Origin of the sequence: Schinkia azotoformans (genome assembly GCF_035811335.1) — a bacterium.
GTDB lineage: Bacteria > Bacillota > Bacilli > Bacillales > Bacillaceae_J > Schinkia > Schinkia azotoformans.
Genome location: NZ_JARSMD010000001.1, coordinates 102,399 through 115,145, shown reverse-complemented (window position 1 = coordinate 115,145; position 12,747 = coordinate 102,399). Strand labels below are relative to the sequence as shown.

At 38.0% G+C, this 12,747-nt stretch carries 9 protein-coding genes; all 9 read right to left on the bottom strand.

Annotation, left to right across the window (positions count from 1 at the left end):
- Positions 1-118: 118 nt before the first annotated feature.
- The 9 genes from P9E47_RS00435 to P9E47_RS00395 all read right to left on the bottom strand — a co-directional run bounded on the left by P9E47_RS00435 (position 119) and on the right by P9E47_RS00395 (position 12,478).
- Positions 119-430 carry a hypothetical protein gene (locus tag P9E47_RS00435; protein WP_326162224.1) on the bottom strand — a complete coding sequence of 104 codons (312 nt, stop codon included), beginning with the start codon at positions 428-430 and terminating at the stop codon, positions 119-121.
- Between the two features lie 113 nt (positions 431-543).
- Positions 544-1,968 (bottom strand): flagellin N-terminal helical domain-containing protein, encoded by a 1,425-nt coding sequence (locus P9E47_RS00430; RefSeq protein WP_003330688.1) that lies wholly within the window; start codon positions 1,966-1,968, stop codon positions 544-546.
- A 43-nt stretch (positions 1,969-2,011) separates the two neighbouring features.
- On the bottom strand, positions 2,012-2,440 hold the full coding sequence (gene fliS, locus P9E47_RS00425; protein ID WP_003330687.1) for a flagellar export chaperone FliS: 429 nt from the start codon (positions 2,438-2,440) through the stop codon (positions 2,012-2,014).
- A 71-nt stretch (positions 2,441-2,511) separates the two neighbouring features.
- Positions 2,512-2,811 (bottom strand): EscU/YscU/HrcU family type III secretion system export apparatus switch protein, encoded by a 300-nt coding sequence (locus P9E47_RS00420; protein ID WP_003330686.1) that lies wholly within the window; start codon positions 2,809-2,811, stop codon positions 2,512-2,514.
- Positions 2,808-7,688: a hypothetical protein gene (locus P9E47_RS00415; protein ID WP_326162222.1), complete on the bottom strand. Its 4,881-nt coding sequence runs from the start codon at positions 7,686-7,688 to the stop codon at positions 2,808-2,810. Before P9E47_RS00415 ends, P9E47_RS00420 begins: the two co-directional genes overlap by 4 nt.
- A 233-nt stretch (positions 7,689-7,921) precedes the next feature.
- Positions 7,922-8,140 (bottom strand): hypothetical protein, encoded by a 219-nt coding sequence (locus P9E47_RS00410; RefSeq protein ID WP_003330683.1) that lies wholly within the window; start codon positions 8,138-8,140, stop codon positions 7,922-7,924.
- Positions 8,141-9,354: 1,214 nt separating this feature from the next.
- Positions 9,355-10,086 carry an alpha/beta fold hydrolase gene (locus P9E47_RS00405; protein ID WP_326162220.1) on the bottom strand — a complete coding sequence of 244 codons (732 nt, stop codon included), beginning with the start codon at positions 10,084-10,086 and terminating at the stop codon, positions 9,355-9,357.
- A gap of 23 nt (positions 10,087-10,109) precedes the next feature.
- On the bottom strand, positions 10,110-10,736 hold the full coding sequence (locus tag P9E47_RS00400; protein WP_326162219.1) for a TetR/AcrR family transcriptional regulator: 627 nt from the start codon (positions 10,734-10,736) through the stop codon (positions 10,110-10,112).
- Between the two features lie 263 nt (positions 10,737-10,999).
- A complete protein-coding gene (locus P9E47_RS00395) occupies positions 11,000-12,478 on the bottom strand; it encodes a copper amine oxidase N-terminal domain-containing protein (protein ID WP_326162217.1) in 1,479 nt (492 codons plus the stop codon).
- Between the last annotated feature and the right edge of the window lie 269 nt (positions 12,479-12,747).

Below are 12,747 nucleotides of genomic sequence, written 5' to 3'. Positions count from 1 at the left end.
ACTTCTGTATTTATTATAGGAATGAAAGGATGAGGTCTATTACGATGAATTTATTCATTAGTGAAAAATAATGGGGCGGGGTATGCGCTTAGACTTAGACTACCATAAACAGCCGTCTTCATTGAGCTCCCTTAATGACTCTTATTTCAACATCATGCTTTTCAACCTTTTGATCAATTCTATCGATTTTCTCTTCGAGGATGTTTAGCTTTTCATATGTTTGTTTGTACCCATCAAATAGCGCCTTATGATTAGTATCTACTTTGTTTTCAAGTACAACCAGGTTTTGCTCTAGCCTTCCAACCCTTTGTTCAACTTTTGATAAATCTTGTTTTGTTGCCATGTTGGCTTTCATTTCATGCATTTCAACTTTCATTTCATGCATTTCGACATACATTTTTTCTAATAAATTTAAAACCTTTTCTTCCATCGATTCCCCCTCCTTTGAAGGTATTATAACATGGACTAGCTATTTTGAATCAAATTTTTTTGTTTTTAAAAAAGGCTGCCCAAACGAACTTGGACAACCTGGTTCTTTTTTTATTAGCGTTGTAATAACTGAAGAATACCTTGCGGCAATTGGTTTGCTTGAGCAAGCATTGCTTGAGCTGATTGGTTAAGAATATTATTCTTTGTGAACTCAGTCATTTCAAGTGCCATATCAGCGTCACGAATACGTGACTCAGATGCTGTTAAGTTTTCAGATGTAGTTTGCAAGTTGTTAATTGTATGCTCCAAGCGGTTTTGTGTTGCCCCTAGCTTAGAACGTACCGCTGAAATTTGTGTAATTGCATTATCCAATCTAAATATGGCATCACTTGCCGCTTCATATGTGTTAACACGAATTCCGTCTATTCCTAACTTTACAGTACTTAGCTGTGGAATGTCGATGTTAACTCCTTGATTAGAGTTCGCACCAATTTGGAATGATAAAGCTTTGTTAGTAACAGTGAATTGAGAGTCACCAGTTTTCATATTTGATCCAAACTGTAGCTCTAGTCCACCATGCTTAATAAGACCATTTTCTGTTGTTATTTTCTTTTTAAATGTAATATCTTCATAAACTGGAGTCGCTGCATTATTTTTCTTCTTCACTGAAATCTCTGCTTCATATTCTAATCTTACTTTCGCAGTTCCAGCCTGTGTGATTAATGTTGTATCTATTTTTATCTCTTGGTCATCAGTTCCTATTGTAATCGGACTACCAGTTGCACCTGTTCCAATTTCACTTGCCTTTTTACCTAGCGAAAATCCATCTGGATCAAAAACTTCAATTGTGGCACTTGGCTTTGCCCCAGTTGTATCAACATTTGTTACGACAATAGAATATTCACCTAATTTTAGCTTTTCACCTTGCAGATCACTTAAACTACTTGCTATTACATCTGCGCTATTAACACCAGCTCCAGGCTGAGTAATCGCTTTAACCTCTTTAATGGTACCTCCAACTGTTACTTGGTAATCCCCGGTTACAAGTGAAGGGTCAATAACTGTTGGAACCTTTGTGATATTAGCTGGGTTATTATTAGAAAATTGAGTATCGACAGCACTTGAACCATCAAGAAGCTTTCTTGTATTAAATTCTGTTTTTGCCGCAATACTATCAATCTCAACTAATAATTGATCAATTTCTTTTTGAATTGCATCACGGTCAGTATTCGTGTTTGTTTCATTCGCTGCCTGTACGGATAGCTCACGCATACGTTGTAGCATGGAGTGGACTTCAGTCATAGCACCCTCAGCTGTTTGCATTAAAGAGATTCCGTCCATGGAGTTACGTTCCGCTTGTTTAAGTCCACGGATTTGAGAACGCATTTTTTCAGAGATGGCTAGTCCTGCTGCATCATCTGCTGCGCGATTAATACGTAGACCAGATGAAAGTTTTTCCAGGTTTTTTGAAGTTGCGGCTTGGTTTGAATAAAGGTTTCTGTATGCATTCAGAGCTTGAATATTATGATTAATTTTCATGTTATTTCTCTCCTTATTTTGAGTTCATAGAATTTAATTTTTTCTATTTATCTTCCATTAACACACTTTTTTCATAGGCCATTGCTTTATTTTTCAAGACGTTTGCGGTTTGGGCCGGCTTTTTCTTCAAAGCTTCATTCCATGCGATGGAAATTGGCTCCATTCCTTTTATTACCTCTTCAATTAGCAGTGTATCCTTTTTATAATTAGCCTCAACTACTTTATCAGCCATATAGTTATATAGGACATCCAGCTGGTCAGCAATTATTCCAGCTTCATAGTTTAAGCCAGCACCTAAGCGTTGTAAGATGTCATTGGCCTTTTGTAATTTTTTGTTCGCAATTACGTAGTCTTTATTGTTTATATCATCAATTGATTCTTCCAAATTAGTTAGGCACGCTTCATATAATAGCGCTGTGATTTCTTGAGGTGATTTTTTATATAATGCTTCTTCCGTTAAAATGCCGGTCACGTAATGTGCACCTCCGTTTTGGTTATCTGTATTATTTATCGGCTCGAAATTTGTAGAGTTTAATAGTTTTATTAATAGTTTTTTTCCATCTCTTCAATCAGCAGCAATATTTCCGCCATAACCTGATAGAGTTGTGGGGGAATATTGTCCCCCAGGTCCATGTCTAATAGGTTTTCAACTAGCTTGGAGTCTTCTTGCATATGAATATTATTTTTTTTCGCTAGTTCTATGATTTCTCTAGCAACTTGGCCTTTACCGTGAGCAACGACGACGGGGGCGTTCCCGGATTCCGCATCGTATTTAATAACTGCAGCGGAAGGACCGTTGATTTCTTTTCGCTTTTTCTGATTGTAGTATTTTGATACGATCATATTTTGAAGTCCATCCCTTTCTCGGTAAAGACTGGTCTCATTTGTGACTGGTGTTCTTGCTTGTTTGTGTCATTTTGTTGGTTTTGGGTAGCTTGGCTATTGATTGATGTCATTCTAGTAAAATTAATGCTATTTATGCTATAACCAACCTCTTGTAATTTTTCTTTTGTGATTGCCGCGATAGGCTCCATTTTTTGTTTGAAACCAGGCCTATCATTTTTAATCGTGATTGATAGATTTCGATCAGTTGATGTTAGCATAATTCCAACATCGCCCAACCTTTTTGTTTCGATTAAAAAATAGAGATTACAGTTTTCCCAATCAACCTGCTGCCCTTCTTTTTTCGAATGCACAAATACCTGAAGATTTTCTGGTTTTTCTCCTAGTAAGAGTGGTAAGGTGAAAAACATGCTTTGTAAACTGTTGCCTGAATCCGATTTACTTAGAAGCTGCTGGCCTGTAAGGTTGTTAAGGGCTTGTTCAGCTTGTTGGGCAATCCTTGTAGATGCTTCATCTCCACCAGTTTGGGCTAGTTTCATCAGGGCTGCTTTTAAGTTTTCCTGTTGTTGCTGGTTTTGCTGGTCTTGTTGACCTTGCTGGAAGGGTGATTCCCCGCCTTTTTGGAATACTAAAGATTTTGCTAGATCACTGTCATGGTTAAGTCCTAATGAACGGACCATTTCAAACATCTGGCGAGCAGACGGTTCTTGTCTCACATAGGAACGTGCCGTTTCATCAAATTGATTTAATAACTGTTGGGTAGGTGGCTTTTGTATTTTTTCAAGATTTGTAGTTTCTTTGGAAACAAAATGCATCACCTTTTGTTCTGATGGTTTGAAGTTAATTTTATCTAGTAATGTTTTTATGTCATGAACGATTTTTGCTGCTTCAGTATGGTTGCCTTTTGCTAGCAGTTTTTTAGCATCTGCTAGTTGGGAGCTAGCTTGCATTAATTGCTTCTCAGTTTTCATATCGGTAAAAAGCATCATATCGCTTTTTAAAATGGCATTATCTAGTTTGCCAATCGTTGTTTCAAGCATTTGCTTTGCTTGCGGATAGGCATTCTTCTTAAACGTATCTATTAAACGTTCCACAGTATCCAAATTTTTAGTAATCTCACGTTTTAACTCACGGAAATCATGGGTTGCCTGTGCGAGTTTCTGGGTTACTTTTGTTACCAAAATATTTTTCGCTTGAAGCGGCAGTGTTTGGAATTCTTCGTTTTGATCGAATTGTTTTATAAGTTCGTCTTGGATTCCTTTTTGTTGGTCCGTTGGTTGGTTTAGCTGCTTAGGCTCCGTTTTTGTAATTTCTTGTTCTATTTCATTTAATGCATTTGTGATTTGCTGTCGCGCGCCTAGTTCGCGGCCTTTTTCTAAGAGCTGAGTGGAACGCTCCATTGCCTTTTCGATTTTTTCTATTGTATTTAGATCTAAATTGGGGTTACTTAATAGTTCTTTGCGTATTTGAGCAAATGCCTGATCGAGATTTGACTCTTTTTGGATTTGTTTTAGAGCTTCATTTAACTGAGCACTTGGGCTTGGTTTTTGATTTTCAGTTGTTTGTTCTTGGTTTAGTAAGTTAGCAAGTATTTGACTCAATTTTTGATTGTTTTCCTGTTGTGCAGTTTGTTTCTGCTGACTTTGTTGTTGGTCAGTCTTGATTTTGGTCGAGTTTTCATCTGGTAAATCAGGGCTCTGGGTTTTCGTATTTTCGGCTGTTGCCGTATTTGATTGTTTTATTTGATCTACGGCTTGGTCCAAAATATTAGAAATTCTTTCACGCCCTGCTTGGTCTAACTGGCTTGCTTGATTTGTCATTTTTTCAATCGTGTTAATAATTTTGGGGTCGATATCCTTATTGTTTTTTAATAGGTCACGGACAACTTCAATGGCACGCTGAAAGTTTGGTTCTTTTTGAACTGCTTCTTTGATTTGCTTTATTGTTTCGATTGTACGCTGTTCGGATTGATTTTGATTGATGTTTTGTTGCTGCTGTTGGCGCGTTTCGGTTTGCTTTAATTCACTTTCAGCCTGAGCTAATGCCCGAGATAGATGTTCACGGCCCATTATTTCCCGACCTATTTGCTGAAGTTGGTGGGCTTCGTTCACAGCTTTATCTATTTTTTTTGCGACTTCAACGTCTATCTTTGGATTGTTAACAACCTGGTCACGGACTTTTTCGATTGCACGTTGGAGATTCGGATCCCGTTGTACATCTTCTTTTGCCTGTTTTACGATCTCACTTGCTGGTTGTTCATTTATTCTTTGTACTGCCTGGGTCGATTGTTGTGCTTGGGCTACTTTTACATCATTTGTACGAGTTTCGTTTGTTTGAGCCTCGCCTTTCGGTCTTGCATCCGGTTGTGGTTGTTCTATTCTTGCAGATTGAGACTGTTGGCGTAACTCCATTTGTTTTAATTCATTTTCAGCTTGGGTCAGGGCTTGGGTAAGGCGTTCTCGACCCATGCCTTCCCGACCGATTTGTTGAAGTTGGCGAGCTTCGTTCACGGCCTTTTCTACTTTTTGCGCTACTTCAACGTCTAGCTTTGGATTATTAACGACCTGTTCCCGGGCTTTTTCAATCGCTCGCTGTAAATTAGGATCCCGTTGTACATCTTCTTTTGCCTGTTTTACGATCTCACTTGCTGGTTGTTCATTTATTCTTTGTACTGCCTGTGTTGGTTGTTGTGCTTGGGCTACTTTTACATCATTTGTACGAGTTTCGTTTGTTTGAGCCTCGCCTTTCGGTCTTGCATCCGGTTGTGGTTGTTCTATTCTTGCAGATTGAGACTGTTGGCGTAACTCCATTTGTTTTAATTCATTTTCAGCTTGGGTTAATGCTTGGACTAAGCGTTCCCTGCCCATCGGTTCTCGACCGATTTGTTGTAGTTGGCGAGCTTCGTTCACGGCCTTTTTTACTTTTTGCGCTACTTCAACGTCTAGCTTTGGATTGTTAACGATCTGTTCCCGGACTTTTTCAATCGCTCGCTGTAAATTAGGATCCCGTTGTACATCCTCTTTTGCCTGTTTTACGATCTCACTTGCTGGTTGTTCATTTATTCTTTGTACTGCCTGTGTCGGTTGTTGTGCTTGGGCTACTTTTACATCATTCGTACGGACCTCATTTGTTTGAGCCTGGCCTTTCGGTCTTGCATCCGGTTGTGGTTGTTCTACTCTTGCCTGTTGAGGCTGTTGGCGTGACTCCATTTGTTTTAATTCATTTTCCGCTTGTGTCAGGGCTTGGGTAAGGCGTTCGCGACCCATGCCTTCCCGACGGATTTGTTGAAGTTGGCGGGATTCGTTTACTGCCTTTTCAACTTTTCGCGCTACTTCAACATCTACCTTCGGATTGTTAACCACCTGATCACGAACCTTTTCAACAATCCGTTGCAAATTAGGTTCACGCTGAACCTCGGCTTTTACTTGTTTTACTACTTCACTTGTTCGAGGTTCATGTTCACTATTGGCCACCTGTTGTGGATTTATTTTTGCAGGCTGTGATTCACCCTGTTTAACCTGCTGTTGATTTTTGTTCATAGACTCCAAAGCTTCCAAGTCCGCTTCAACTGAATTCAAAATATTTACTAATGTTTCTTTTCCAGCCGTAATACGCCCTTGTTGCTGTAATCTTCCCGCTTCTTCCACAGCCTGCTTTACTTTGGTCACAACCGCCTCCGGAATTTTTGGGTTGTCCACGATTTGTTTTTGGACTGTTTCAATCGAACGTTGCAAACTAGGCGTCTTCGATACATCTTCTTTTACCGCTTTTACAATTTCTCTAGGTGTTGCCTCACGTAAGGCAGAACCTTCTGCACCTTTATTTTGATTCACAGTTACCCGTAAATTTTCCTGTCTTTGTTGGTGACGCTTTACTAGTTGCTCCTCAGCATCTTTTAACGCTTGGACTAGGCGCTCTTTTCCAATGGACTGTAATTTTTCAGCTTCATACGCTGCCTTTTCAACCTTTTGGGCTAACTCCCGATCTACTGCTGGATTTTTGACAATTTCAGCACGTACTTTTTCTATAGCCTGTTTTAGTTCAGGAGCTTTTTCTACAAAATCACGATTTTTTTGTAAAAGGTCAACTAACTCCTTGTCCTTTGAAACGGATTGCGTACCGGTTTGTTCAGCTTTTGTTGTAGAAGCAGTAGCAGGTGCTGTAGTCCCTTCAGCCTTAACCTCTTTCGATGTAGTTTCAACTGTTTGTTTTTGCAAATTCTCTACATTCTGCTGTGTTTGACGACGCAATGCATCTTTTTGCTCGTTTTTTGCCAAATCAAACTCTGGGTCGATTTCTTTTGCTAAATCCGTTAATACCTCATTCAATGGACGACCGTGCAAAGCTTCGTGAATGGGACGTAAATGGGACTGCGTTACCTCTAGCTTTTTATTAGCCAAGGCTTTCACTGTATCTAACTTAGCCGCAGTACTGCCTTGTGCTTTTTCAAAAAAATCCCGCAGTTCTTGAACGGCTTCCTTAGTAACAGGAATACCTTTATTTAATAAAACTTGGACACTTTGCTTTAGTTCAAGAGTGTCTTTTTCAGTAATGCCGACATTTTGAAGCAGCTTGATATCGCTTGGCATTTGAGCCTGCTGTACCTGAGTTGAACTAGTTTTTGGAACATCTGTAGAAACTGTTTTCACAGCTATAGCCTGGTCTTTTTGTCCCGTAACTTGTACTGTAACCCGATCCTCTGCCGGCATTTTACCTTCAAATATCGCTTTTACTTCTTTTCCACGAATTTGAATAACTGCTTCTGTGTCTGAAACTCGTTCTTTAATTTGTGCGTTATATAGTTCCCCTTGCTTTAGTTCAAGTGGGCGATCTGTTGGTTGTAATTGATTAGCAGAATACTGATTGTTAATCTGCATATTTCTCCACTCCCGTACAATATGCTTGTAGTCTTTATATCGGTTAAAAGTTCGGGATGTTAATGGAGGATTGTTTCCAGTTGGGGAATTGGTGTTGTTAATGTGGTTGATAGGTAGTACCTTCTGATTTTATATTAGGGGTTGGTTGTTAGTAGAGGATTGCATGTTACAGCATGTGTGGTAGCTAGCTAAGGAAATTAAGTAGACTCCTGTTATGAATTCATAGACCGAGTTCACGTTATATATCCTACAGAGTTAATTAAATCTCCATTCGGAATATCCTTCTCTGCTTTTTCAATCGCATTTTTCTCTTGAGGAATTAGTGGTGAATTATCAGCCTGAATTTCAGATTCATCCTTTTGAAGCATCATAATGAAATCAAAAACCCGCTTTAAATTTTCTTGGCTAACTTCTTCAATCATTTTATGAACCTTTTCGCGGTCGACCGCCATTGCTAATCACTCCCTATACAAAATTTAATTCGTATTATTTCATAATTAGTTCCATAGGAGGTTTTACACTAAATTAAAATTGTATTCCTTTTTTACATAAGTTTTTTACTTTGTTCTGAACAATAGAAGGATAATCTGCAGTAGGCATAGCAGGAGGACCGAAACTGGCTTTCCAACATTGCGGACAGGGAGTGCGGGGTCTGCCCTTGGCGTGGCCGCATTTTTCGGTTTTGCGGACAGAGAGTGCGGGGTCTGCCCTTGGCGTGGCCGCATTTTTCATTTTTGCGGACAGGGAGAGTGGGTTCTGCCCTTGACATGACCGCATTTTTCATTTTTGCGGACAAGGAGTGCGGGTTCCGCCCTGGGCATGGCCGCATTTTTCATTTTTGTGGACAGGGAGTGCAGGTTCCGCCCTGGGCATGGCCGCATTTTTTTGAAGAATAAAAGAAATGGTCTTCTGTGATTCCCATATTCCTGTTCATCCTTAGACTTTGGGAATCATACTCTCTCTTTGATTCCCATTTTCCCGATATTCCTTAGATTTCAGGAATTACCCCCCTCTATGGTTTCACATTTTTCCAATCCTAGAAATTTTAGTGGGAATCTAATACGCATTAGCCCAAAAATGCGCCCCTATAAAAACACATCCCTTATCTCCCTATTCATTTTGGCTTCATTTTTCCCTTGTGGATATTTTGCAATAATTATGCGACACTTATAATCCCCTTGCTTAATCTCTCCAAATCCGTTCACTAATTCAAAGCTATCCATATTTTAAATATCAAAACCATCTATTCCTTTTATAAATGGATTTGTCCAATCCATTCCTGTTAAAAACAATATATTCTTTGGTTTCCATAGACTTATCTCCTCTTTTATTATTTGAGCACAGTAATCCCTCTGGGCTTTCTGTAATTTAATCCTTTAGGTACATATTACCATTCATGATAAAATAATTGTACAAATGGAGGTAACATTAATGAATGAGAAACAATGTATGAATTGTAATGCTCCAATGTATTTGGATTGTTGGGATACTGTTGACGAGCAAGAAGATGGAACTTTCCTTTTAGATATATTTGAAGCATGAGTGTGTATGGATAGATGCGTTTTTTTTTTGAACGGGTTGAAAAAGGAAAGACAAATCCAATATGAATTTGCCTTAAAATAGCACTGTCTACAAATTAGGCAGCAACAAACCCGTGCGATCTTAGTCAAGAATTGTTGCCGGAAATGGCAGATATGTTATTTAGGTGTGTTGTTAATTCTTCTGGTACTGATAAAAAGGGAGAGTGATCTGTATCAATTGTAAAGACAGCTTGGCAAGGAACATTCGTATACATTTCTCGTTGTGTTTTAAAAGATAAAGCATTATCCTTGAGCGTTTCAATATAATAGCGGGGAATTTTCCCATAGTTTTCATCTGTTATTTCGATCTTTGTTATATAAGGTAGTAACGGTTGAGGACTAAGCTTTTTCTCCATTTCTATTACAATTTCGTCTGAACAATTATTATAGAATAGTCTCCTAGCAGAAGAAGGTTTCAACGTAATATGCATTTGATCTTCGCTTAAAGTGATTGGCAGAGGTGGCATTTTGTATTTCTCACTCAAAATCATTAAGCTTTCCCCATTCATTGGGATGAGTGCAGACAAATAAACAAGTGCTTCAATTTTATGGGAACGATATTCTGTCACCTGGGTGATGACCATGCCACCAAAACTGTGTCCTACTAAAATCACCTTATTTTCCTCTTCATCAATTCTTTGACAAACTGCATTACAATAATCTTTTAAGGAAACATTTGACGGTGGAGTAGGATCATTTCCGTGACTTGGTAAATCAAAGGTAATTACTTTATGACCTGCTTCTTGTAATAACGGGGTTACCTTTTCCCAACACCATTCGCCTAAAAATGCTCCATGTATAAAAACAAATGTACTCATTTTCACTTATCCCCTTCATTTGTCTATTTGTCGTTTTGAATTCCTTTGAAAATCAAATCGATAACAGTGTCGATTTGCTGTTGAGCTTCCTGTTCTGTAAATTCTCCGTTGGCAAACATATCAATCGAATAAGTTAATGCCCCCCAATATACATGAACCATTAATCTAACATTGCTTTCTTTTAACGTCCCTTCTTGAATTCCTTGTTCAAATAACTGAATTAATGGTTGCCTCGTATTTAAGGTATAGCTTTTTAACACATCGTCAGATACACCTTCAAAAACATACCCAATATCCTGTTCCATCTGGCGGTAAAACTTCATGAATCGTGGATTTTTTTGGGTAGTTTCAAGATAAAAACGAACATACTTTTTCAGTTTGATGAGCGTTCCCTCTTCTGAAGTTAAACTTGCTTTAATATATGTTTCAGCTGCTTGAATATATTTTGTAAAAAGATCGCGAAAAAGCTCCATTTTATCTTTATAGTAGTAATAGACTAAACTTCTTGCGACACCAGCCTTTTTAGCAATATCACCAATTTCAGTAGCTCTCACCCCTTTTTCTAAATACACCTCAATCGTTGCATTTAATATTTCTTCGATTCGATTTGAACGTATTTTTTCATTTTGTTCTGATGATCGCGGCGCCATAGTCTTCACCTCTACTATAATCGATTGATTCAATGGTTCTAATATTAAAGTCGGATGCTATTTTTAATTGACGCTTATGTCAATTAAAAATATAGAATAAATTGACGTTAGTGTCAATTGAAAGGAATTTTAAAAATTCTAATATGAATTCAACTTAAACCACCCCATCCCTATAACATTTCAAGCCAAACACAAAAACGGCCCGTCCGTTTCTTTTTAAAATGAAACAGACGAACCGCCCCGATGAAGCTTTCTTTTAATTATTATTCAAAGTAAATTTTTACTTCTTGTGTTTCTGAATTATATTCGCTCTTTGCTCCTAGTTCTTTTGCAATAAAGGCAACCGGTACAAAGGTTCTTCCGTTTACGGATTCAGCAGCTGTGTGCATAATGACTTTGTTTCCATTCACGTATGCTTCCTTGCTGCCAAGTGTTAATTTGATTTCTGTATCTTTTACTTTAAGAGTAACCTGATTTGTATTACCGTCCCATTTTGTTTCTGAATCAAGCCATTCTCCAATTACCGCTACCGGTACCATTGTAGAGCCATCTTTAATGTAAGGTACAGCATCTAATTCTTTAAAGTCACTTCCAAGAATTGCATACGGCTCGCCAATTGTAAATGACGCATTAAATTTTTGCAATAATAGCTTTTTAAGCGGAGTGTCATCCGGTAGTGTTCTAACCTTGTTGATATCATTCTCATATTCTGTCACATTTACGGCATCTTTTACTTCCGGTAATTTTACATCCCCATTGACATTCCAAACAAGTGAAGTTGCCTTAATAACTGCACTTCCGTTTTCACCAGTCGTTGGATCTTTTATCCCGATGTTAATTATAGTATCTTCTGATGCAATATATTTTTCTTTTGAAATCCCATACTCAGTTGTAATTTTAAAGTCAATGTCTTTACCAATCATTGCTTCAAGGCTCTCTTCATTCATTCCACTAAGCATTGCTTTAAATTGACCTAATTGAGTTTTCGCTTCGGTAACAGCAGTAGTTAACTCTGCTTCTGTTGGCTGAACTTCAGCAGGCATGAAGCCAGCAAATTCTTTTACAAATATATCCAGTCTTTCATAGTTTGCTAGATTATCCATAGTGTATACTATAAAATCTAAAATTTCATTGATACCAAGCTCAAATTTCACTTTTAAAACTTCTTCTTTTCCTTCGGGAGTTTGGATTGTTTTGAAACCTAAGTCTTGAAGCTTAGGAATTTCATAGTTGAATTGCGATATGTAATTTTTAAATTCGCCTTTCATAAACTCCATAACTTTTTGCTGCATTTCATATTGCGATTGCATGTTAAAATCTTGGCCATCCATTTCGTCCATATCTACTTTGAAAAAGAATGGGTCAGCAGATGTTTTAAAATACATAACATTTTCTTTTACCAATATTTCAGCAGTTGCCTTTTCTTTGGCAGTCCATACACCTAAATCACGAAGCGGTTTGTCATTGTTAGCCGTGATTTTCACATAGGCATTGTGCTCATCCTGCGCCTTTTGCTCAATTACAAAGCCAGCCTCAAATAATTCTGCTATTTTTTTCTGTTCATTAGTTAAATTCATGCCATCAATATTCACATCAGCTGATAATGTTAATTTTGATTCAGATGATGTTTGATTCACAGCGTTGAGCCAAGTATCCTTCAAAGATGGATTAGTCGTTGTACAGCCCACTAACACCAACATTAAGGCTACTAGTAAAAATAAGAATTTCTTCAATTCCTCCACACCTCTCCCTTTTAAATGTTTGTTTATTTATTTTTCTTATAATCCCTATAATACCGGTAACTGGTTTATATTTCCACGCATTTGCTAGATAAAAACAAAAAAGAGGTAATTCATACTAGTCCAAATTAGTAGGTAAATAGTACTTTCTGTTCTTGAAGACGCCAAAATCAAATGCACCTTGGCGTATTTGCGCCCAGATTTTTTAGGCCCACAGGATGTGGGTCACAAAGACGTTGCCACAGGACGTGGCGTTCTTAGTCTTTGATCTT

Coding starts and splice junctions, on each gene's coding strand:
- P9E47_RS00430 (WP_003330688.1), bottom strand. CDS start 1,968: ATGAAAATTAATCATAATATTCAAGCTCTGAATGCATACAGAAACCTT.
- P9E47_RS00420 (WP_003330686.1), bottom strand. CDS start 2,811: ATGATCGTATCAAAATACTACAATCAGAAAAAGCGAAAAGAAATCAAC.
- P9E47_RS00405 (WP_326162220.1), bottom strand. CDS start 10,086: ATGAGTACATTTGTTTTTATACATGGAGCATTTTTAGGCGAATGGTGT.
- P9E47_RS00415 (WP_326162222.1), bottom strand. CDS start 7,688: ATGCAGATTAACAATCAGTATTCTGCTAATCAATTACAACCAACAGAT.
- P9E47_RS00435 (WP_326162224.1), bottom strand. CDS start 430: ATGGAAGAAAAGGTTTTAAATTTATTAGAAAAAATGTATGTCGAAATG.
- P9E47_RS00410 (WP_003330683.1), bottom strand. CDS start 8,140: ATGGCGGTCGACCGCGAAAAGGTTCATAAAATGATTGAAGAAGTTAGC.
- P9E47_RS00400 (WP_326162219.1), bottom strand. CDS start 10,736: ATGGCGCCGCGATCATCAGAACAAAATGAAAAAATACGTTCAAATCGA.